Annotated in this window: 15 protein-coding genes; 9 read left to right on the forward strand and 6 right to left on the reverse strand. The window is 31.7% G+C overall.

What is annotated here, in order from left to right:
• Positions 1-78 precede the first annotated feature (78 nt).
• Together MBM09_RS00580 and MBM09_RS00585 are read right to left on the reverse strand one after the other, a co-directional pair.
• On the reverse strand, positions 79-1,392 hold the full coding sequence (locus MBM09_RS00580) for a RagB/SusD family nutrient uptake outer membrane protein (RefSeq protein ID WP_238674906.1): 1,314 nt from the start codon (positions 1,390-1,392) through the stop codon (positions 79-81).
• 11 nt (positions 1,393-1,403) lie between these two features.
• Positions 1,404-4,364 (reverse strand): SusC/RagA family TonB-linked outer membrane protein, encoded by a 2,961-nt coding sequence (locus tag MBM09_RS00585; RefSeq protein WP_238674907.1) that lies wholly within the window; start codon positions 4,362-4,364, stop codon positions 1,404-1,406.
• A gap of 296 nt (positions 4,365-4,660) precedes the next feature.
• Here MBM09_RS00585 and aspS point away from each other — a divergent pair, with 296 nt between their 5' ends.
• The 3 genes from aspS to MBM09_RS00600 are packed head-to-tail and all read left to right on the forward strand — an operon-like array spanning position 4,661 to position 8,510.
• Complete coding sequence (gene aspS / locus MBM09_RS00590; RefSeq protein ID WP_238674908.1) at positions 4,661-6,415, forward strand: aspartate--tRNA ligase; 1,755 nt, start codon at positions 4,661-4,663, stop codon at positions 6,413-6,415.
• A 44-nt stretch (positions 6,416-6,459) separates the two neighbouring features.
• Positions 6,460-8,247, forward strand: a complete 1,788-nt coding sequence (locus MBM09_RS00595) for a chloride channel protein (protein ID WP_238674909.1) — start codon at positions 6,460-6,462, stop codon at positions 8,245-8,247.
• 26 nt (positions 8,248-8,273) lie between these two features.
• Positions 8,274-8,510 (forward strand): hypothetical protein, encoded by a 237-nt coding sequence (locus MBM09_RS00600; protein ID WP_238674910.1) that lies wholly within the window; start codon positions 8,274-8,276, stop codon positions 8,508-8,510.
• A 55-nt stretch (positions 8,511-8,565) separates the two neighbouring features.
• Here MBM09_RS00600 and MBM09_RS00605 read toward each other — a convergent pair whose 3' ends face one another.
• A complete protein-coding gene (locus MBM09_RS00605) occupies positions 8,566-9,015 on the reverse strand; it encodes a nucleoside deaminase (RefSeq protein ID WP_238674911.1) in 450 nt (149 codons plus the stop codon).
• A 39-nt stretch (positions 9,016-9,054) separates the two neighbouring features.
• Between MBM09_RS00605 and dxs the strand changes: the two genes are divergently transcribed.
• Positions 9,055-10,815 carry a 1-deoxy-D-xylulose-5-phosphate synthase gene (gene dxs, locus MBM09_RS00610; protein ID WP_238674912.1) on the forward strand — a complete coding sequence of 587 codons (1,761 nt, stop codon included), beginning with the start codon at positions 9,055-9,057 and terminating at the stop codon, positions 10,813-10,815.
• Between the two features lie 38 nt (positions 10,816-10,853).
• Here dxs and MBM09_RS00615 read toward each other — a convergent pair whose 3' ends face one another.
• Positions 10,854-12,194: a deoxyguanosinetriphosphate triphosphohydrolase gene (locus tag MBM09_RS00615; protein WP_238674913.1), complete on the reverse strand. Its 1,341-nt coding sequence runs from the start codon at positions 12,192-12,194 to the stop codon at positions 10,854-10,856.
• 319 nt (positions 12,195-12,513) lie between these two features.
• Between MBM09_RS00615 and MBM09_RS00620 the strand changes: the two genes are divergently transcribed.
• The 3 genes from MBM09_RS00620 to MBM09_RS00630 all read left to right on the forward strand — a co-directional run bounded on the left by MBM09_RS00620 (position 12,514) and on the right by MBM09_RS00630 (position 17,234).
• Positions 12,514-12,900 (forward strand): carboxypeptidase-like regulatory domain-containing protein, encoded by a 387-nt coding sequence (locus MBM09_RS00620; RefSeq protein WP_238674914.1) that lies wholly within the window; start codon positions 12,514-12,516, stop codon positions 12,898-12,900.
• Between the two features lie 251 nt (positions 12,901-13,151).
• On the forward strand, positions 13,152-15,962 hold the full coding sequence (locus MBM09_RS00625) for a TonB-dependent receptor (RefSeq protein WP_238674915.1): 2,811 nt from the start codon (positions 13,152-13,154) through the stop codon (positions 15,960-15,962).
• 33 nt (positions 15,963-15,995) lie between these two features.
• Positions 15,996-17,234, forward strand: coding sequence for a multidrug transporter (locus MBM09_RS00630; RefSeq protein WP_238674916.1), 1,239 nt, complete (start codon positions 15,996-15,998; stop codon positions 17,232-17,234).
• A gap of 77 nt (positions 17,235-17,311) precedes the next feature.
• Here MBM09_RS00630 and MBM09_RS00635 read toward each other — a convergent pair whose 3' ends face one another.
• Complete coding sequence (locus tag MBM09_RS00635; RefSeq protein ID WP_238674917.1) at positions 17,312-17,632, reverse strand: toxin-antitoxin system YwqK family antitoxin; 321 nt, start codon at positions 17,630-17,632, stop codon at positions 17,312-17,314.
• Between the two features lie 383 nt (positions 17,633-18,015).
• On the opposite strand from MBM09_RS00635, the gene MBM09_RS00640 reads away from it, so the two are divergent.
• Together MBM09_RS00640 and MBM09_RS00645 are read left to right on the forward strand one after the other, a co-directional pair.
• Positions 18,016-19,221 carry a porin gene (locus MBM09_RS00640; protein WP_238674918.1) on the forward strand — a complete coding sequence of 402 codons (1,206 nt, stop codon included), beginning with the start codon at positions 18,016-18,018 and terminating at the stop codon, positions 19,219-19,221.
• A gap of 72 nt (positions 19,222-19,293) precedes the next feature.
• Positions 19,294-21,570, forward strand: coding sequence for an inorganic phosphate transporter (locus MBM09_RS00645; protein WP_238674919.1), 2,277 nt, complete (start codon positions 19,294-19,296; stop codon positions 21,568-21,570).
• A gap of 32 nt (positions 21,571-21,602) precedes the next feature.
• On the opposite strand, the gene MBM09_RS00650 is transcribed toward MBM09_RS00645, so the two are convergent.
• Positions 21,603-23,366, reverse strand: coding sequence for a Na/Pi cotransporter family protein (locus MBM09_RS00650; protein WP_238674920.1), 1,764 nt, complete (start codon positions 23,364-23,366; stop codon positions 21,603-21,605).
• Between the last annotated feature and the right edge of the window lie 145 nt (positions 23,367-23,511).

A 23,511-nucleotide genomic window follows, 5' to 3' on the forward strand; every position in this document is an offset into this window, starting at 1 on the left:
CACTTGTTAAATTTGAATGAATTTTCATAAAAAAAGCCTCAACATATGTTGAGGCTTTTTTTATAATTTAATTTTGTTTTAATTAATATTTTCCGAAAATGGAGTAGGAAAGGCATCAATTATATTATCTCCTGCTCTATCTAAAGGTATATAAGTTGCGTCTAACTTATTCAACCTTCTTAAATCTATCCAACGGTGACCTTCACCTAATAAAGAATATCGTCTTTGGTTAAGAACCTCCTCTATTAAATCATCATCTGTAACTCCTCCTGAATAATCAATTAAACCTGAAGCATTCCTTACAACGTTAATAGCTTCAATAGCTTCGGGATTATTAGAACCAATATTTGCTTCAGCATAAATCAATATAAGTTCTTCATTTCTAATTAAATATACAGGATCTGTATTACTATCGTATATTGCTATTTGATAGTCTGCAGAAAGTCCATCAAAAGATGTTCCTCCTGTCAATTGAAATGATTTATCGGCAACTCTAGCATCTCCAGCTTCTGCATCATTAATCCAAGAATTATGTATCATAAATTCTTGACCTGATTGTCCAGGAACATGATATTGCGTATTTAAAATATCATTACCTGTAAGACCAAAAACATGTGCAACACCATTATACAAATCACCATTCATATCAAAAAATGAGTTACTTAATAATGATAGAGCCATGGAGTTATTGTCTTGATATAATGCTACTCTTGCAGCTATCGCTCTATTAAACTCACTAAAAGACGCAGTGGTGTTAAACCCAGAAAAGCCATTACTAATACTGAAATCGAATTCAGGTGAAGAATTAGCTAAGTCTGTATTTGCGTCATTCAAAATATCCATTATGCCTGTTAAAGCTGTAGTATAATCAACGTTAGGCCCTAGGTTGTCTGGATCTGCAACATCTAATCTAATCCCGTTTGAATATTGTCTATTAGCAAGCATTAATAAAGCATAAGCTTTAAGTGTTTTAGCATACCCGTAATAACTGTTTTTAATTTCATCTGTAAAACCAGCAGCAGAATTTTCAACCGCTTCAATTAAAACATTAGCAGATTTAACAACTTTGTACCAAGCTGCATAAGATCTAGTAGTTAAAAACCCATTATTATCTAAAGGCCCTTTTAATAATTCTCCTGTATAGCGAGGATCAACACCGGTTAAATCATAATACTCACGCCCTAAAATACTAACCGTATCATAATGAAATGCTAAGTCATTTCGCATCACAGCTTCTACTCCAGTTGCCAATAACTGTATATCTGCTTGACTTGCTCCATTAGCAAAACTACTTACTGTAGGTGCATTAGGATTTTCTATTTCATCTAAATTGCAACTACAAAATATTGTAATTACCATTAGCATAAAAAGCTTTATAAATATATTTTTCATAATAGTTTTTTTTAGAAGTTAACATTTAAGTGAAAATTAATAAACTTTGATGTTGGGTAAGGAGTTACTTCAACATTGTTTGCTAGTACATTATTACCAAAATTAGATACTTCTGGATCATAGCTATTATAATCAAAAATATTAATTAAGTTTCTTCCAGACACACCTATTTTAATCATATCTGCATACTTAATTAATCCATCAGGCAAAGTATAAAAAACTCCAATTTCTCTCAACTTTAAATAACCAGCATCTTCAATTACAGGGTCTGGATTTACAAATGCTTGACTTGCTCTGTAATCTCCATTTGATAGTTGTCCTGACGGGTCTAAACCTGTATCGTTATAATCCCAAGTTGTACCAGCTAAATCATACAACAATGTTGTTAAATTAATGTTATCTCCACCTTTTTTCCAATGCCATAAGAATGTAAAATCAATATTCTTATAACTTATTTCGTTAAACCAAGACATTTGAAAATCTGGTTCTGCATTACCATACACAAAAAAACCATCTCCCTCAGGATCTCTTTGAGATATTTCTTCGGCAGTAAATGCACTAGAATCATATGTACCTACTATTTGGGTAGCGCTCTTGCCTTCTTGAATTAAAAAAGTTCCTAATGAAGCTGCAAAACCTCCAGTTGTAAATGATGGCACATCTAATCTTGTTACTTCAGATTTGTTCTTCCACCACTTCAAACTCGCATTCCATGAAAAGTCTTTTTTCGCTAAAATGTTTGCATTCAATCCTAACTCTACACCTTTATTCTCTAATTCTCCCCCATTCACAACCAATCGCGTAAAACCAGAAGATGTTGGGAATTGAGATTGAATTAATAAATCGTCAATCTTTTTATTATAAAATGATATCTCAAAATTTAATCGTCTATCTAAAATACCAAAGTCCAAACCATATTCTAACTCTTGTTGTCGTTCTGGGCCTATATCTGGATTACCTCTCAAATCTGCTGGACTCAATCCAGATGAACCACCAATAAATTGTGCATTCATAAGTGAAAATCTGTCATTGAAATTTGGAAACCTTCCAGCTTCACCATAAGCAATTCTTGGTTTAAAATAGTTGATTTCATCTAACGACCAAAAATTAAATTTATGTAAATTAATCGCTAAATTTGCTTTAGGATAGTAGTTCATCTTATTTGCATTACCATTATTAGTAGATTTATCACCTCTAATACCAAAAGTACCAATAATTTTATCTTCATAATTTATTTCTTCTTGAAAGAAAAACCCTGCATCTTTCTGAGGCTGAACAACTTGTTGAGTTGAAACATTTGTTGACTGCCCTAAATTAGTTTGAGAACCATTTAAACCAGTAGCTATTGTAATAACTGTGTTGCGATCAAAATTTTGAAAGAAGCTACCTATTTGTGATGTAAAGCTTAAACCATTATTTAAATTCAAATTATGAACTAAAAATGCTGATAAGTTGTAATTTGAATTTATAGTAGTTCCTGAAATAGAAACACCTCCTAGTGAGCTTGGATCTCTAAAATAGGATAATGATTTTGGAAAAATACTTGTTGTTCTTAAAGTATATTGATCAAAACCTCCTTCTAAAACCAATTTTAAGCTATTTTTATCTGTAGTTAGGAGTTTAATATTTGTTTTTGCACTTCCAATAAACCGGTTTACTTCTTCCTTGTTAGTAGTAATTGCGTTGGTTTCTAAAACATTAGAGCCCGCGCCTCCTTGTGGGTATGTTCCATCAACAGGTGATAAATTTTCCCAAGGATAGGTAAAAGCAAGAGCATATCCTACTGTGCGGTTAGCATTACCATTATTAAAAAACCCACGATCAGATTCAGAATTAATGTAATTAGATGTTACATATAAATCGAACCAATCATTAAATTTTTGTCCAATATTTAATCGTACTGAACTTTTAGAATAACCTGTATTATCTACTAAACCAGGCTCATTTCGGTGTGTCATGCCAAAGAAATAATCTGATTTCTCATTACCTCCAGATGAGGAAAAACGAGTTGTTGATGAAATTCGAGTATGATCAAAAATTTCAGCTTCATAATCTCTTAAAGTTGGGTTATTTGGACCTCCTAAAGCTGTAATCTGTGCTTGTGTATAATCTCTTAAGCCAAGTAATTGTGTAGGGCTTCTTACTCCAAGAACTTGTGAAAATGAAACCTTAGGCTTTCCTTGTTTTCCACGTTTTGTTGTAATAAGAACTACACCTCCAGCTGCTCTTGATCCATAAATAGCCGCTGCCGATGCTCCTTTAAGTATCTCTACAGTTTCAATATCTTCTGGATCAATATCTGCTATTCTATTTGAAGCGTCATCTTGGTTAGTAGATGGATTACCTCCTCCAGCAGCTTGACTTACGATATTATTACCTAAACCAATTGTTGAATTATCAACATATACTCCATCGACAATAAATAAAGGTTGTTGATCTCCAAAAATAGAAGTAACACCTCTTAAACGCATGGATAAGCCTCCACCAGGAGCTCCCGAATTTGCTTTAATTTCTGCACCATTAAATTTACCATAAAGTGCAGCATCCAGACCGGATTGAACCGTAATTCCAGTAAGGTTTTCAGATGAAATAGATGCTACTGCATTAGCTGAATTTGACCTTTTTGTACTTGAAGCCAAACCTGTTATAACAACTTCTTCTAATGCTGTTGCAGATTCTTGTAATGTAACATTAACTTGACCAGCAGAGTTAACTACTTGCTCTAACGTTTCGAAGCCTAGTGAAGTAAATAATAATGTAACCGGAAAATTATTTACATCTAAACTATAATTTCCATCAAAGTCTGATGTAGTTCCAGTCGAAGTTCCTTTAATAATAACACTTGCTCCTCCTAGGGGTAAATTGTTTGTACCGTCTGTTACTATTCCTGTAACCTTGCCTTGAGCAAAAATTGTTATAGGAAAAAGCAACACAACTAATAAGTACATTTTAAAATGCAATGATTTGCTCATAATCTTTTAGTTTTGAATTAGTTTAGCTAATATATATATATTATGTGCACAATTTATGAAAATGACTGAAAATATTATGCGTGCATATAATATTTTAACAATAAAAGGGTTAAAAAATCTAGTAATCAGCAAAATATAAAACAATAAATTATCAACTTGATATTTTAATACGAAAATACATATATTGTATTGTCACGCAGTATTATCACCTAATTTAATTATTCAACCTTAAAAAAATAACTATAACAACTCATACTCTGTTGTATTTGATTAAATTTGCACATCAAAATTTTACTATGTACAGAAGTCATAATTGTGGTGAGTTAAGAGCATCACATATTAACACAGAAATTACCCTAGCTGGTTGGGTTCAAAAATCTAGAGATAAAGGGTTTATTGTTTGGGTAGATTTACGAGACCGATATGGTATCACGCAGTTGGTATTTGATGAAGAAAGAACTTCTAAAACCTTAATTGAACAAGCACAAAACTTAGGTAGAGAATTTGTAATTCAAGTTAAAGGAACCGTTATTGAGCGTGCTTCAAAAAATCCAAATATTCCAACGGGAGATGTTGAGATATTGGTATCAGAATTAAACGTTTTAAATGAGGCTAAACTTCCTCCTTTTACTATTGAAGACAAAACCGATGGTGGCGAAGATTTAAGAATGAAATATCGTTATTTAGATATTCGTCGTAACCCAGTAAAAAACAGTTTAATTTTTAGACATAAAGTTACTCAAGAAGTTAGAAACTATCTTTCAAGAGAAGGTTTTATTGAGGTAGAAACACCTTATTTAATTAAATCTACACCAGAAGGTGCGCGCGATTTTGTTGTTCCTAGTAGAATGAATGCAGGTCAATTTTATGCGCTACCACAATCACCGCAAACTTTTAAGCAATTGCTTATGGTTGGTGGCATGGATAAATATTTCCAGATTGTAAAATGTTTTAGAGACGAAGATTTACGTGCCGACAGACAACCAGAATTCACACAAATAGATTGTGAAATGGCGTTTATAGAGCAAGAAGATATTTTAAACGCTTTTGAAGGTTTAACGCGCCACCTACTTAAAGAAGTTAATGGTGTAGAAATAGAGAAATTTCCAAGAATGCTTTATGATGATGCGTTGCGTTTGTACGGAAACGACAAACCAGATATTCGTTTCGGCATGCAATTTGGCGAGTTAAACCAAGTTGCTCAACACAAAGATTTTGGCGTTTTTAATGACGCTGAATTGGTTGTTGGTATTGCTGTTCCAGGTGGAAATAGTTATACCAGAAAAGAAATAGACAAACTTGTTGATTGGGTAAAGCGACCTCAAATTGGCGCTTTAGGAATGGTTTACTGTAGATGTAACGACGATGGAAGCTACAAATCTTCGGTAGATAAATTTTACAACCAAGAAGATTTAGCAAAATGGGCAGAAGTTACAGGAGCAAAACCAGGTGACTTAATCTGTGTGCTTTCTGGAAACACTAATAAAGTTCGCACGCAGCTAAGTGCATTACGTATGGAATTAGCAGAGCGTTTAGGTTTACGTAAACCTAATGAATTTGCACCACTTTGGGTTATGGATTTCCCACTTTTAGAATGGGACGAAGAAACCGAGCGCTACCACGCTATGCACCACCCTTTTACATCACCTAAACCTGGACAGTTAGAATTATTAAAAACAGATCCAGGCGCTGTAAAAGCAAATGCTTACGATTTAGTTTTAAATGGGAATGAAATTGGTGGTGGTTCAATAAGAATACATGATAAAGAAACCCAAGCTTTAATGTTTGATTATTTAGGGTTTACACCCGAAGAAGCAAAAGCTCAATTCGGCTTTTTAATGGATGCTTTCCAATATGGCGCACCTCCGCATGGAGGTTTAGCTTTTGGATTAGATAGATTAGTTGCTATTTTAGGAGGACAAGAAACCATTAGAGATTTTATTGCATTTCCTAAAAACAATGCAGGACGTGATGTTATGATTGATGCGCCTGCTCCAATTGATGATGATCAACTAACAGAATTAAGTTTAAAACTTAATTTAAAATCATAAAAATTAAATCCCGCAATTGCGGGATTTTTTAGTAGTTTTATAGAATGCCTAATACCTCTAAGAGTCTTTTACGCAAATTCTTAATTTGGAAATATAAACACATTTCTGAAAGGCAATTTGTTTATATTCTTAGTATTCTAGTTGGTTTTTTAGCAGGTATGGGAACCGTAGTTCTTAAAAACTTAACACACTATATAAGACTTCTTTTTGAGTTAAGCTTTTTCAAAAACTATCAAAACTCACTTTATTTTATTTTCCCAATAATTGGTCTTTTTTTAGTTTATGTAATTAAACAAACCTGGTTAAAAAAGCATATTGGCCATGGTATATCATCAACATTATATGCTATTTCAAAATTAAATGGAATCATACCAAGATATAATATTTATGCAGCCTTAATTACGGCACCATTAACAGCAGGTTTTGGTGGTTCTGTTGGGTTACAAGGACCAGCTGTAAGTGTAGGTTCTGCTTTGGGTTCTAATGCTGCTCGTTTATTTCACATGAATACAAAAACGCGAATGCTGCTAATTGGATGTGCTGCTGCCGGCGCTATGGCATCTATGTTTAAAGCGCCTATAGCTGCTATTGTATTTGCAATAGAAATATTTAGTTTAGATATAGCATTTACATCATTAGTTCCACTCTTATTAGCATCTGTTTCAGCTGTGGTCACATCTTACATGTTTTTAGGAACAGATGTATTATTACGTTTTGAATTAACCGATAAGTTTCAAGTAAATGACATTGTTTTTTATATAATTTTAGCTTTAGCAACAGCTTTCGCTTCGGTATATTTTTCAAAAGTGTTTTTTGCCATAACTAACTTTTTTAAACAATTTGAAAGTAGAGCATTACGATTACTTATTGGTGGATTAGCAATTGGCACAATGTTGTATTTTATTCCGCCACTTTATGGTGAGGGTTATGGTATTATGAATAACCTTTTAAAAGGAGACCACTTATCTGCTATTGGCACAACACCTTTTGATTTAGATTTGTCTAACATTTGGATAGTCATTGCTCTTTTACTTGGTATTTCTATTTTCAAAGCTATTGCGATGACAACTACTTTTGGGGCTGGTGGAGTTGGCGGTGTTTTTATTCCAACACTTGTTATGGGAAGTGCCTTAGGAAATGCTTTTGCCAAAATAATTAATAATATTGGGTTGGATTTTCATGTATCTGAATCAAATTTCACCCTGATTGGCATGACTGGTTTAATGGCTGGTGTGCTACACGCTCCTTTAACAGCCATTTTCCTTATTGCTGAAATCACTGGTGGTTACGAACTATTTGTACCTTTAATGATAGTGTCAGCCATTTCATTTACCATTACAAAGTATTATGTTTCTCATTCTATCTACACACTTAAACTTGCAGAACGAGGTGAACTCATGACACATGATAAAGACCAAAATGTTTTAATGGTTTTAGATATTGATAAGGTGATTGAAACCAACTTCATTGTTTTAAAACCCGAAATGAAACTTGGTGAGATTTTAAAAAATGCCGTTGCTAAATCTTCCAGAAATCATTTTCCAGTAGTGAATGAAAATCATGAATTTTTAGGAGTTATTCGTTTAGATGATATAAGACATATGATGTTTGACTCTGAACTATATGACACAGTAGATGCTGCAAGTTTAATGCATGCTGATGCTGGTATTATTGATTATGACGAAGACTCCATGAATGATATCATGGATAAATTTAAAAGCAGTGGCGCGTGGAACCTACCTGTAATAAAAAACAAAAAATATTACGGTTACATTTCTAAATCTAAGTTACTAACTGCTTACAGGCAACAACTTATCAACTTTACCAAGTAACCTTAATAAATCATTTAGTTTTTAATATGAAATACTTAATTTTAATATTTACACTTGTTTCTCTTACAAGTATTCTTTTAGGTTTTATACTAGATTTAGAATACTCTCAAAAACTAATTGGCTTTGGTGTTGTAGGTCTATTTTTTGTGGTATTCCCTTTATTTTCATACCACCGTTGGAAAGATAAAAATGCTAAAGACTATATGCTAACTAAAGAAAACTTAGATAAAATGCGTGAGAACCAAAAGAAACATAAGTATTAATATTGTAGTAGAATAAATTTATAAGACCCTGAAACAAGTTCAGGGTGACCGCCGGTCAATTCAAATTTCGCTTTTCAATAAAAAAACGTTTTAATAACTCCGAAGCTTCAGCTTCTAAAACGCCTCCTTTAATAGTTGTTTTTGGATGTAGCTTTGTTTTCAAATTAATACACCCTCGTTCTTCATCTCTAGCACCATAAACAATATTAGAAATCTGACTCCAATACAGTGCACCTGCACACATTTGGCAAGGCTCTAAAGTTACATATAAGGTACACTTTTGCAGATATTTACCTCCTAAAAAATTAGCCGCAGCTGTAATAGCTTGCATTTCAGCATGTGCCGTAACATCATTTAAGGTTTCTGTTAAATTATGTCCGCGTGCAATAATTTTGTTTTCAACTACAATTACTGCTCCAACCGGTATTTCACCTTTATCAAAAGCAGCTTCTGCTTCCTGAAGGGCACGTTTCATAAAATAAGTGTCATCAAAAGGTTCTATCATGATAGCAAAAATACAAATTCATTCTCGTACTTTTGCGTGGTGCAAAAATCAGTTTTAAAACATATCAATTCTCCAAAAGAACTACGTCTTTTAAACCAGAAAGACTTACCTCAACTTGCAAAAGAATTACGTGAGTTCATTATCAATATTGTAGCCACTAAAGAAGGGCATTTAGGAGCTAGCTTGGGTGTTGTAGAGCTAACTATTGCTCTACACTATGTATTTGATACTCCACATGATCAACTTATTTGGGATGTTGGGCATCAAGCTTATGGACACAAAATTTTAACTGGTAGAAAAGATATTTTCCATACCAATAGACAACTTGGTGGTATTAGCGGCTTTCCAAAACGTGAGGAAAGTGAGTTTGATGCTTTTGGTGTTGGGCATGCTTCAACATCAATTTCTGCTGCTTTAGGTATGGCCATTGCTTCACATATAAAAGGTGATACTAAAAAGCAACATATAGCTGTTATTGGAGATGCTAGTATTGCAGGAGGCATGGCTTTTGAAGGTTTAAATCATGCTGGAGTTACCGATGCTAACTTACTTATTATTTTAAATGACAATGCTATTGGAATTGATCCAAGCGTTGGTGCTTTAAAACAATATTTAACTAACGTTAAAAAAGGTACTCAAAAACGAAATAACATAATTAAAGCTTTAAATTTTGATTATTCTGGACCTATTGATGGCCATGATATTGACAAAATTATTTCAGAATTAAACCGGTTGAAAACTGTAAAAGGCCCAAAATTTTTGCATGTTATTACTACAAAGGGCAAAGGTTTAAAACAAGCCGAAAACGACCAAGTAAAATATCATGCTCCTGGAAAATTTAATGCTAAAACAGGTGACTTGATTCCCAAACCTGAAACTCAAGAACCACCAAAATATCAGGACGTTTTTGGTCATACAATTATTGAACTTGCGAAAGAAAATAAAAATATTGTGGGTATAACTCCTGCAATGCCTACCGGAAGTTCTTTAAAACTCATGATGGACGACATACCAGATCGTGCTTTTGATGTTGGTATTGCTGAACAGCATGCTGTAACTCTAGCAGCAGGTATGGCAGCACAAGGTTTAATTCCTTTTTGTAATATCTATTCAACGTTTTTACAACGTGCTTACGACCAGATAATACATGATGTAGCCCTACAAAAACTACCTGTTATTTTCTGTTTAGATAGAGCAGGATTAGTTGGTGAAGATGGAGCAACACACCATGGCGTTTTTGATTTAAGTTATTTAAGAAGCATACCAAATCTTATTGTTTTTGCACCAAGCAATGAAGTGGAATTGCGTAACATCATGTACACCGCTCAATTAGGTTTAAATTTACCAATAGCTATTCGTTATCCACGTGGAAGAGGTGTAACTAAAAAATGGAGACAACCTTTCTCTAAAATAGAAATTGGTAAAGGTATACAACTTAAAAAAGGTAATGACGTTGCTGTTTTAAGTATTGGTTCTATTTGTAACAATGTGAGTGAAGCTATCAAAAATGTAAATATTTCACATTACGATATGCGTTTTGTAAAACCTTTAGATGAAAGCTTATTGCATGATATTTTGTCTACTCACGAAACCATAATTACTGTTGAAGACAATAGTATTAAAGGTGGTTTTGGTAGTGCTATTTTAGAATTCATGGCTACAAACAACTATAGGAATGATGTCCAAACACTTGGTATACCAGATAGGTTTATTGAACATGGAAGTGTAGAGGAGCTACAACAATTGGTTGGATTGGATGCTGAAAGCTTAAATACATTTTTTAATACATTGTTACTTTAATTATTTCACATTATAAAAAACGTTCAAAAACCTTCATCTTAAAACTCAATACCCTTTATTTTTTTATACTCTAAAATAGCTTTACTGTCCGACAATAAGGCTATGTAATTACAAACGCTTAAAAGACGGTTATATAAACTGTCATCTTCAATTTTAATAGTTTTTGGCAGACCTTTTAAAATTAACTTATCGTAATTTGATGCTGAGTTATGGTAAACTTTGTTTATGGCATTAGTATAAGTTTCTAGTAAAGTATTTAACACCCCGTAACCCGCTATTTCTTTATCTATAACTTCGGTTGATTGATAGATGTTTTCAACACTTATTTTTATAATGTCTTTTATTTGTGCTTCGTATTTACTTTTATCTAATAAGGCAGAATTAAATTCCCCTTTTAAAATAGCCTCTTCATTAGCCATAAAAATATTTACAGCTTCATCAATAAGTGTTCCTATTGCTAATGCTCTTAAATAACTTACTCGATCCTGCTTATTTGTAAGTGCATAATAATTTTTCGTTTTTATTTTATCACGCACAATATTTATCAAATATTCTAAAGCAAATTCCTCCTGAATTAACCCTAGATTTATACCATCTTCAAAATCAATTATGGTATAACATATATCATCAGCAGCTTCAACTAAAAATGCTAATGGATGACGCGAATAACTAATATCCGTTTTACTTCGCTCTAATAATCCTAACTCGTTTGCAACATCTATAAAAGCTTCCTTTTCACTTTGAAAAAAACCGTATTTTTTATCGGATATATGATTAGTAGGTTTTTTAGGAAGCGATTCTTTTGGGTATTTCATAAACGCTCCCAACGTAGCGTAACTTAAACGCAAACCACCTTGTCTTCCAGCTCTACTTTCGGTTAAAATTTTAAATCCGTTAGCATTACCTTCAAAATCACACAAATCTTGATATTCTTTATCTGTAAGTTGCTCTTTATACGTTTTGCCAGAACCTGTTTTAAAAAATTCGCCAATGGCTTTTTCACCAGAATGACCAAATGGTGGGTTTCCAATATCATGCGCTAAAGCCGCCGCCGCAACAATAGCTCCGAAATCGTTAGCTTGATACCCATGGATGTTTTGTAAATGTGGGTATTTTTCCAACAACTTCTTACCTGTTAATCGACCCAGAGAACGACCTACAACACTAACCTCTAAACTATGCGTTAAACGCGTGTGTACAAAATCGGTTTGCGATAATGGAATGACTTGTGTTTTATCTTGAAGGCTTCTAAATTCTGAAGAAAATATAACTCTGTCGTAATCTACTTCAAAACCTAATCGGGTTTCATCTTGTTCTTTTCTAATGCGTTTATTAGTATCGCCAAAGCGTTTTAAGGATAGTAATTGTTCCCAGTTCATGGTAAAAAATAAAGAGTTTTATTTAACAAAATGTTCTTGAAAATATTTTATAAAGATAATTCAGTCATAAAAAACAGAACTCTTTATTTTTAGATTCCCGCATTCGCGAGAATGACAATTTCAAATGAAACCTCAATGTTTAAACATTGAGGAACTTTTCTTTAATTTATGTGTAGGCAAGATAACATTTCCTGCTAAAAGTTAAACAAAAAATCACTTAACATTAAGGTAACATTTTAATCATAGTTGTTTAATCTTTTGATAACACCTTAATTATGTTAAAGTATTTTATTTGCACTTGAATTTAGAATTCAAATTAATGAAACAAACTATATTTTTAATCACTTTCTTTTTATCAGTATTTGCATTTGGGCAAAACTCAGGATTAATTAGTGGTAATTTATTAGATATTGAGACCAATAATGAGCCTCTTATATTTGCAAAAGTTTTAATTAAAGAGACGGGGTTAGAAACTTTATCTGATGAAAATGGTTTTTTTAAGTTTGAAAATTTAAAAGAAGGCAAATATACACTAGTGTCTAGTTTTGTTGGATATGAAACTAAAGAAGAAAAAATTAAAGTTGTTTCAAATAAATCAACTAATACAAAAATGTATTTATCTGCAAGCACTTTATCTTTAGACGAATTAATGTTATCACTTGCTAGTGCTGACAAAAAAGAGACTTCTTCCACTTTAAATAATTAAAATTTTATTTGGCGGAAACACGCTAAAATCATATTAAAAAAGCAGCTTTTGTTAAAACAGAAGCTGCTTTTTTCTTTTAAACAGCATAGTGTTTATAATGCTTTTTTTATGTTAACTGAATGTAATCATTTAAAAAAATAACGCTCTAAAGTTAACATTAATCTAACACTTTTATTACGGTTCTTTAATCATCTGGTAACACTATATTCATAATGTGGTGGTTTCTTTGCACCATAAATTATAAGAATATAATGAGAAAAATTTTATTATTATCTGTACTGTTTTTAACTGCATTTTCATACGCCCAAAACACAGGCTCTATTGTAGGTACACTAACAGATAAAGAATACAACAATGAACCTCTTGCTTTTGCAAATGTTTTAATAAAAGGAACTACTAAAGGAACCACTTCTGACTTTGATGGTTTATATGAATTTGACAATTTAGAACCAGGAACTATTACTTTAATATTTAGTTTCGTTGGTTATGAAACTCAAGAAATAGAAGTTAATGTGGTTGCTGGAGAAGCTACAGAACTTAATGTTGTTTTAGGTGCTAGCGCAGCTTCTTTAGACGAAGTTGTTATTACTACCACAACCAAAAGAGAAAGTGAAACGGCTTTATTACTAGAACAAAAGAAAGCTGTTGAAATTAAACAGAGTATTGGTGCTGAAGAGTTATCTAGAAAAGGTGTTAGTGATGCCGCTGGAGCAGTTGCTAAAATATCAGGTGTATCAAAACAAGAAGGATCTAATAATGTTTATGTACGTGGTTTAGGTGATAGATATTTAAACACTACAATGAACGGTTTATCATTACCATCTAATGATATTAATAAAAAGAATATAGATTTAAATTTATTTTCTTCAGATATCATTGAAAACATCTCTGTAAGTAAAGCATATTCTGCTAGGTTTTATGGTGATTTCTCTGCTGGTAATATTGATATTTCATCAAAGGAATATACTGGTCAAGGATTTTTTGATGTATCTGTTGGCTCTGGTTTTAACTCAAGAGCAATTGGAAAAGATTTTCTAAGAAATGAAGGTACTGGTTATTTGGGAGATTACGCAAGATATAGTCATAACCCTTTTGCAGTTATATTATCTCATGGTATAGACCCAGTAGAAGGAGAAACTCCTATTAATTTAAGTTTGAGTTTATCTGGTGGAAAGTCTTTTACTTTTAAAAATGATTCTCGTTTAAGCTTATTCTTAACTGCATCTTTTGATAATGGTTTTGAATATAGAGATGGTATAGTTGCAGACTATACAGCTGGTTATAATAAGTTATTTCCAGAGTCTGAAGAGTATAACTATTCTACAACATCTTCAGCAATGGCTACTGCATTATACAGAATAAACAGTGATAATAAATTAAAATTTACGTCATTGTTTGTAAACAGTTCTTCAGATGAAGTAGGCTATTACGGTGTTGGTGGTCAAGGAATTCTTTATGATTTCTCAGATGAACCAAGTGGTTATTTTCAAAGTAATTACCAATTCAATCAAGATTTAATATTTGTAAATCAATTAATTGGTGAACACACATTTGATAAGTTAAATATAGATTGGGGAATTGGTTATAATAGAGTTTTTGCTCACGAACCAGACAGAAAACGTATTTCTTTGTTAAATTATGATAATCTTCTTGACAATGATGCTTCTACAAGCCCAAACTTTGCTCAAAACAACAATTTCAATAACCAACGTTATTTTCAGAATATTGAAGACGAAGAGTTAAATAGCAGGTTAAGCTTATCTTATCAAGCTTCAGATAATTTTAAACTTATTGTTGGATACAATGGAAAAACTAGAGAAAGACATTTTGACAACTCAAGATACGGTTATAAAAATATAAACACAGGTACTTTTTCAATAGAAAATATTGGTAACCTAAACAGTATATTTAATCTACAAAACTTTTTAGATGGTGTTTATCAAACTCATGTTTTCAATCCAATCGATCCAGAAAATGGTCTTACACAAACTAATTTACCTGGTAAATTAGAAAACACATATAAAGGTGTATTAGATATTCATGCAGGTTATATTTCATCTGAAATTAATTTAGGAGAATCTTGGTTATTTGTTCCTGGTGTAAGATTAGAAAATGTAAACCAGAGTATTGAATACAATGCTATTAACCTTCCTCCTAACGATCTAGGAGAAACTAATGCAAGTGAAACCTTTGTTTTACCTTCTTTAAATATTAAGTATACTTTAAATGAAGACCAAAATGTACGTTTGGCAGTAAGTAAAACAATTTCCTTTCCAGAATTTAAAGAAATTGCACCTTTTGTATATGAAGGCATAAGCTACAGAATTGGTGGTAACCAAGATTTACTTGGAAAAAACACAGGAGTTAACTTAACTAACAAGTCTTATTCTGAAGTTTATAATTTAGACTTAAAGTACGATTGGTTTATCTCTAAAAGTGAAATTTTATCTTTAGGTGTTTTTGCAAAACAAATAAACGACCCTATTAACTTAGTACTTGCTGCAGATGCTACAGGCACTCAACGTTACTTTAGAACCGGTGAAAAAGCAGAGATTTTAGGTGCAGAACTTGAAATTAGAAAAAACTTAATAACAAACCAAGATGATGATACTGTGCTTGCTGCTGGTTTTAATTTTACCTACATGCATACAAAACAAGATCTATACAATAGTATTGAAGGATCTTACGGAACTTCTTTTAATAGAGCTACCGATGAATTAGAAGGTGCATCTCCTATTATTGTAAATGCCGATTTAAGTTTTAAACCAATAATTAGCGAAAACTTTAACTCTACAGCTAACATAGTATTCAATTATTCTTCAGACAGAATTTTTTCTTTAGGATCTGGAGATGTAGGTAATATCATAGAAAAAGCTGTAACTACTTTAGATTTTGTTTTAAAGAATAAAATTGGAAAAAATACAGAACTTAATCTAAGTGCAAAAAACTTACTAGATCCAAATATCGAAACTATAAGAGAAAACACTGGTGATGGAGATGTAATCTTATCTAGTTTTAAAAGAGGAATAACAGCTGGAATCCAACTTAAATATAACTTTTAATCAAAAAACAATTAACAATTTAAAACCAAGAAAATGAGAAATAATTTATTACTTAGTTTAGTTGCATTGACGTTAATTTTTACGTCTTGTGCAAACGACGATACTGCCGATATTGTTCTAAATGTTACAAATAATAATGCTGGAGGTGGCAACCCTACAACACCTACTGATGTGTTTTTATCTGGAACATACACTAGCGATTTAACTTTAGATGCAAATACAAACTATAAAGTTAACGGATCATTAGTAATGGCTAGCGGAACAACACTTACTATTCCTGCTGGAATGACTCTTGAGGCTTTAGCTGCTGGTTCAGATGTATATATTGCAATATCTCAAGGCGCAAAAATTGTTGCCGAAGGAACTGCAGATAACCCAATTGTATTCACTTCTGATTCTTCTACACCAGAAGCAGGAGATTGGGGAGGTTTAATTATTTTAGGTAAAGCGCCTATTAACTCTGTGTCTGGCACTGCAACTTCAACATCAGAAATTGCTGGCTTACCTTATGGTGGTAATGATCCTTCAGATGATTCAGGTTCTTTAAGATATGTAAGAATAGAGTATTCAGGAGGTTCTGCAGATGGTCAATCAGAAAATAACGGTTTATCATTCTACGGCGTAGGAAATGAAACAGATATAGATTATGTTCAAATTTATGAGGGAAAAGATGATGGTCTTGAATTTTTTGGAGGTACTGTTAATGTAAGTCATATATCTGTTATTAACTTACAAGATGATTCTATTGATTGGACAGAAGGTTTTTCTGGTTCAATTACAGATGTTTATGTACAACATATTCAAAACCCAACAGAAATATTTAATTCAGATAAAGCATTTGAATGTGATGGTTATAATGACGATTTTGGTAACAATTCGTCCCCAATATTCTTCTCTAGCCCTACAGTAACTAATGTTACTATTATAGGTGTTGGTTCTACAAATGTATATCAAGATGGATCTGACGTTGGTGCTGGTAAATATGAAGCTATACGTTTAAGAAGAGGTACTGAAGCTATTTTTACTAATATTTCTATTACTGGTTTTGGTGAAGCTTTCGATTTAGATGGAAATGATACTTCAGACCCAACTGGTGCAGCTGTAATTGCTGATAAATTACAAGTAAATGATGTTACTTTTACTGATGTAACAACTAAATTAAAAAATGATACAGGTGAAACCTTTACTGAGGCAGATTTTATCTCTGGCGATGGTAATGGTACTGGTACAGATTATGCTACTTGGGGAGCAGGTTGGACAGTAGGTAACTAAGAAGCACAAACAATATAAATGTAAAAAGCATCCTAAATTAGGATGCTTTTTTTGTTTTTTAGCTTTTCTATAAATATTTATAGCGAAGCAACATTATTAGTATAATTGACTTCTTTTTTAATTCCGTCAATCCAATAAATCCATTTGCCGACTTTTTCACCATTATCATAATTTGCAGAAACTGTTTTTTTACCTGCTGTGTCAAAACTTAACCACTCACCTTGCAATTTACCATCTACCGTATAAGTTCCTGTTTGACTTACAACGCCATTGTCATGATAATAAACAACTTCAATTAAATTAGTGTCTTTGTTAAGTTTTAAATCTCTCTTCTGTTTTTCTTGAGCAAAAGATACCACAGTAATTAAAAAGGCAAAAACTAAAATTAATTTCTTCATAATTATGGGGGTTTAACATTATACCTCAAATATACAAATTAGGTAACTTTAAAACAACATTAAGTTAACACTAAGTTAACACAAAATATTTAATATATTGATAATCAGGTTTTTATAAAATAAAATTTAACATTGGAAATTAATAATTAATTAATATTACCGTTACATTAAAGTTACGTTAAATGACCACCTTTGGTCTGTCTTGAGACAAAACATTAGTATTTCATATAATCTATTAGTTTTTGTCGACTACATTATCATGATTTCTAATGAGACTGCCTTGGCCAAGGCAGTCTTTTTTTATATGTAAATTTAATCATTTGGAAACATTAAATTAACATTAGATTCGGTTATTTGCAGCGACAAAAACTAATAAAGTACTAATGAAAATTAAAATTACTCTAGTAGCAATTTTTTTATTTGCTATTAACATTACGTCTGCTCAAGAAATCAGTGACACTTCTTTTGGAAAAGGTTTAATAAATTTTGTTGCTAAGGACAGTTCCTTTAGCGTCAAATTTGCACCACGTTTTCAAGTTCGTTCCATTTCATCCTGGAATCATGATGGAGATCAATATGGTAGTCCAGAACACAATTTTATAGTACGTCGTGCACGTTTAAAATTTGATGGATTTGCTTATAGCCCAAAATTAAAATATAAAATAGAATTAGGTCTTTCTAATAGAGATATTTCTGGAGCTAATCAATTTAATAGAAACACGCCTCGATATATTCTTGATGCGGTTATTATGTGGAATTTTGCTAAAAACTGGGAACTTTGGGCAGGACAAACTAAACTTCCTGGTAATGTAGAGCGTGTAGTTTCTTCTGCAAACCTTCAATTAATAGATCGCTCGTTATTAAATAGTCGTTTTAATATAGATCGAGATTTAGGTGTTCAATTACGTCATAAATCTAATTTAGGAGGTGATTTTTTAATGCGAGAGAAATTTGCAATCTCTCAAGGAGAAGGTCGCAATGTTACCGAAGGTAACGAAGGCGGGTTACAATATACAGCACGATTAGAATTTTTACCTTTAGGTGCTTTTAAATCAAAAGGAGACTATAGTCAATCAGATTTAAAACGCGAAGAAAGTCCAAAACTAATGCTTGGTTTTACATATAATTATAATCAAAATGCTGTTCGCGAAAGAGGATTTGCAGGAGATTATATGATTAGAACCGATGGTTCTCTGTATGAAACAGACCAAACAACTATTTTTGCAGATGCCATGTTTAAATACAATGGGTTTTCATTTATGGGTGAATATGCTAAACGTACAGCTAATGATGAAATTGCAACAGAGTTAGATGGTGTAACACCAACTGGAGATATTGTTTTAACAGGTAATGCTATAAATTTGCAAGCAGGTTATTTATTTAATACAAATTACGAAATTGCTGCTCGTTTTACAACTGTTGATTATGAAACTATAACAAACACCTTACCAAGAAAACAATATACATTAGGGGTAAATAAATTTATTGTTGGCCATAAATTAAAAGTACAAAGTGACTTAAGTTACACTACATTAAATGGAAATGATAATAATATTACCTTTAGATTAGGATTTGATATTCATTTCTAAAAACATAACAATTAGATAACATATTTACCAAAAACACTATAGATATTTGCAAACTTATTTTTTATAAAAATTATGGATAATATTTACTTATTAATGTTAATCGCCATTGCAGTTTTAGCTGTTGCTGATATTGTAGTAGGTGTTAGTAACGACGCTATTAACTTCTTAAATTCAGCAATAGGATCAAAAGCTATTTCTATGCGAACTATTATGATAGTTGCTAGTTTAGGTATTTTTGTTGGAGCAGTTTTTTCTAGCGGAATGATGGAAGTGGCACGAAAAGGAATTTTTGTTCCTGGACAATTCTATTTTGATGAAATCATGATGATTTTTATGGCTGTAATGATTACAGACATATTACTGCTTGATTTCTTTAACACTATAGGCTTACCAACTTCAACTACTGTTTCAATTGTATTTAATTTATTAGGTGCTGCTGTTGTAATGTCTTTAATTAAAATTAGTGGTACAGACGAACATACATTTGCAGACTTAGGAAGCTATATTAACACTAAAAAAGCTATTGAAATTATTAGAGGTATTATAATGTCTGTTTTTATAGCCTTTACAGTAGGTGCTCTTGTACAGTGGGTATCTCGTTTAATTTTTACGTTTCATTATGAAAAGAAAATTAAAAATTTCGGAGCTATTTTTGGAGGTGTTGCGCTAACAGCCATTACTTATTTTATCTTCTTAAAAGGATTAAAAGGTACACCTTATTATAACGATTTAAAAGATTTAGTTGAAGGCAATGAGTTATATATAATAATTGTAAGCTTTATTATCTGGACTTTATTTTCATTCGCTTTCCAAAAAATCACAAAAAAAAGCGTTCTTGTAGTTGTAATTGCTATTGGAACTTTTGGTTTAGCTCTTGCCTTTTCTGGTAATGATTTAGTTAACTTCATTGGGGTACCAATGGCTGCTTATCATTCATTTGAAGCATGGACTAATTCAGGTCTTGATGCATCTGTGTTTTCAATGGAGGTATTAAGTAAAAAAGTACCAGCAGAACCTTTATTACTATTTATTTCTGGTGCAATAATGGTAGTAACTTTATTGCTTTCTAAAAAGGCTAGAACGGTAGCTGAAACAGAAATTAGTTTATCGCGCCAAAACGATACACATGAGAAGTTTGAACCTAACGTAATATCTAGAGGTATTGTAAAAGGCACTTCATGGTTAGCAGATGCTGTAAATACAATTATTCCTAAAGCTACACAAGATAGAATTTCTGGGAGTTTTGAAAAACCAAATGTTATAATCACTAAAGACCAAAGTATTGATGCTCCAGCTTTTGATATGATTAGAGCATCAGTAAATTTAATGGTAGCAGGTGTATTAATTGCAATTGCAACATCAATGAAACTACCATTATCTACTACTTATGTTACTTTTATGGTAGCTATGGGTACCTCTTTTGCAGATCGTGCTTGGGGTAAAGAAAGTGCTGTTTACAGAGTTGCTGGTGTATTAAATGTTATTGGTGGTTGGTTTGGTACTGCTATTGGTGCTTTTATTGCGGCAGGTGTGGTTGTTTATTTAATAAACTGGAATAAAGAAGTTATGATTCCTATCTTATTATTATTAACAATTGCTATATTAATTAGAAATTACTTGACACACAAAAAGAGTTCAAAAACTACAATTGATGAAGATAGTTTAACATATGCTGAAAGTAGCTCTGTTCAAGGTGTAATTCATGAAAGTGCTGGTAATATTGCTAATGTTGTAAAACGAGGTAACAAAATCTACACCAATGCAATTAATGGTTTAGCAAAACAAGATTTACAATTACTTAAAAAGAATAAGAAACAAGTTGATAAACTATCTCAAGAAGTTGATAAATTACGTGATAATATATTCTATTTTATTAAGAATTTAGATGAATCTAGCGTTAGTGCAAGTGGTTTTTATATCAATATTTTAGGGTACTTACAAGACATGGCACAATCATTAGAATATATTTCTAAAGTTAGCCATAAACATATAAACAATAATCATAAGAAGCTTAAATTCAATCAAATTAAAGAATTAAAAGAGGTTGACAATAAGATTGAAATATTGTTTAATGACACAAAAGCAGCTTTTGATTCTAGATCTTTCGAACAAATTGGAGCCATTATAAACGAAAAAACTGAAGTTTATGATTTGGTTAAAGAAAAAATACAAAAGCAAGTTACACGAACAAGAACTGAAGAATCGAGTCCTAAAAACACAACATTATACTTTGGTATATTATTAGAGACTAAAGATTTACTAAATGCAACTATGAATCTTTTAGAAGAATATCATAATGCTCATGACAGTTCTGTAGAGCCTGCTAAGATTAATACAGAAGAAGAGTAAAGAATTTTTAATTAATAAACATAAAAAAACACCTAATTAGTAGGTGTTTTTTTAATGTCATTTTCTAAAATTGAATCTTTTTTACCATAAAGTAATTCAGCTACTTCAATTAGCTTTTCAATCACATTGTTAACATTATCGTTATCATTCACTAAAGATGAAGCCATATCTATAGTAATTAAATCTTTTCTTATTAAACCATTGATTTCTAAATTTTCATTAAGCTTGTTCTCTTTGGCTTCTTCCTTTAATTTAATAAGGGTTTTGTAATATTTGTTATTTTCTTTTTCTGTTCTAAAAAAATAAATCACTCTAAGTACTTTTGCAACACGCTTTCTTAATTTATTGTATTCTGTTTTAATAAATTTATTTTCAGAGTTTAAATACAACGTAATATTTCTGCTTAATTCATTTACGCTTTTAATTATCTCCACCATTTTTCTGTTGGCAATTTTTATTTCGCTTATTTCGTTATTCTGGGCTTCACTTAAAGCTAACGAACTTTGAGCCTTTGTAGCATAACTAATAATCTTTCCGTAAATGTATTTTATTTTAGTGGTATATAAAGTTCTTATATCTGCATCAAATAACACGTTAGATTTCTTTATAACTCGTTTTAATTTTAAATCAGATTTTATGTCTTCTCTGTGAATATTTAAAGCATGAGCAACAATTTCAAAAACTGCATTTTTAAATACATATTTAGATTCTTTAATTAAGCTTGATATAGCAGTTTCTGGGTATTTTAAAACACTTTTTGTTAAAAACTTAGGCTCATCTATGGCCTTTACTACATCAGGCTTTTCTGGAATCATTTTTTCTACTAACCTTGCTATAGGTTTAACAAACCAAACCAATAAGAATGTATTTAGAATATTAAAAGTGGTATGAAATAACGAAATGGCTACAGGTATTGCTGCTGCATTAAGATATGGCGAATCAGACCCAAATTGTTGTGTTAACCATACCACAAATCTTAAAAAGGGATAAAACAAAATAAGCATCCACACTACACCTATTATATTAAAAAGTAGATGTGCCCTGGCTGTTTGTTTTGCTTTATAATTTGAAACAAAAGCTGCAATATTTGCAGTAATTGTAGTACCAATATTCTCGCCTAAAACCATTGCTGCAGCCAACTCAAACGGAATCCAGCCTTCTGCAGTCATAATTAATGTTAAAGCCATTGTAGCACTAGACGACTGAATAACAACGGTTAAAATTGTACCTATTAATAAAAACAAAAGAATAGATAAGTAGCCTAAATCTGTGTATCTACTCAAGAATTCCAGAATTCCTGGATTATTCTTTATATCGGGCATTGATTCTTTTAAAAACTGAAGTCCAATAAATAAAATGGCAAAACCAATTATAAAATTTCCCCAATTTTTAAGTTTATTTTCTTTTGTAAATGTGAATGAAAAGCCTAAACCAACTAATGGTAATGCAATGGCACTCATACTTACTTTAAAACCGAGAATTGTTATTAACCAAGCTGTAATTGTAGTCCCAATATTTGCTCCCATTATTACACTTATAGCTTCTGTAAGAGTAATTAGACCTGCATTAGAAAAACTAACAACCATTAATGTTGTTGCAGAAGATGATTGAATAACGGATGTGATGAAAAACCCGGTAAAGATTCCTAAAAACCTATTTGAGGTCATTGAAGCTAAAATAGAACGCATCTTATTTCCTGCAAGTTTTAAGAGTGCATCACTCATAACTTTCATTCCAAAAAGAAAAAGACCTAGTGCACCTAAAAGCTGTAAAACATCTGTAAAACCGTAATTCAAAATATAATATTAGTTTGTTGCTAAAATTAAAACTAATATAAGAAATTGAATTTTTACTTTTTAATAGACTTAAACCTAAAAGAAAAATAATAGAAATAAAAAAAGCACCTCTTTCGAGATGCTTTTAAAATTATAACACTTTAAT

Source organism: Flaviramulus sp. BrNp1-15, assembly GCF_022259695.1.
Taxonomy (GTDB): Bacteria; Bacteroidota; Bacteroidia; order Flavobacteriales; family Flavobacteriaceae; genus BrNp1-15.

What these genes read in the sequence shown, in the direction of transcription:
- MBM09_RS00580 (WP_238674906.1), bottom strand. Translation starts at nt 1,392, where the DNA reads ATGAAAAATATATTTATAAAGCTTTTTATGCTAATGGTAATTACAATA.
- MBM09_RS00585 (WP_238674907.1), bottom strand. Translation starts at nt 4,364, where the DNA reads ATGAGCAAATCATTGCATTTTAAAATGTACTTATTAGTTGTGTTGCTT.
- aspS (WP_238674908.1), top strand. Translation starts at nt 4,661, where the DNA reads ATGTACAGAAGTCATAATTGTGGTGAGTTAAGAGCATCACATATTAAC.
- MBM09_RS00595 (WP_238674909.1), top strand. Translation starts at nt 6,460, where the DNA reads ATGCCTAATACCTCTAAGAGTCTTTTACGCAAATTCTTAATTTGGAAA.
- MBM09_RS00600 (WP_238674910.1), top strand. Translation starts at nt 8,274, where the DNA reads ATGAAATACTTAATTTTAATATTTACACTTGTTTCTCTTACAAGTATT.
- MBM09_RS00605 (WP_238674911.1), bottom strand. Translation starts at nt 9,015, where the DNA reads ATGATAGAACCTTTTGATGACACTTATTTTATGAAACGTGCCCTTCAG.
- MBM09_RS00615 (WP_238674913.1), bottom strand. Translation starts at nt 12,194, where the DNA reads ATGAACTGGGAACAATTACTATCCTTAAAACGCTTTGGCGATACTAAT.
- MBM09_RS00620 (WP_238674914.1), top strand. Translation starts at nt 12,514, where the DNA reads ATGAAACAAACTATATTTTTAATCACTTTCTTTTTATCAGTATTTGCA.
- MBM09_RS00625 (WP_238674915.1), top strand. Translation starts at nt 13,152, where the DNA reads ATGAGAAAAATTTTATTATTATCTGTACTGTTTTTAACTGCATTTTCA.
- MBM09_RS00630 (WP_238674916.1), top strand. Translation starts at nt 15,996, where the DNA reads ATGAGAAATAATTTATTACTTAGTTTAGTTGCATTGACGTTAATTTTT.
- MBM09_RS00635 (WP_238674917.1), bottom strand. Translation starts at nt 17,632, where the DNA reads ATGAAGAAATTAATTTTAGTTTTTGCCTTTTTAATTACTGTGGTATCT.
- MBM09_RS00640 (WP_238674918.1), top strand. Translation starts at nt 18,016, where the DNA reads ATGAAAATTAAAATTACTCTAGTAGCAATTTTTTTATTTGCTATTAAC.
- MBM09_RS00645 (WP_238674919.1), top strand. Translation starts at nt 19,294, where the DNA reads ATGGATAATATTTACTTATTAATGTTAATCGCCATTGCAGTTTTAGCT.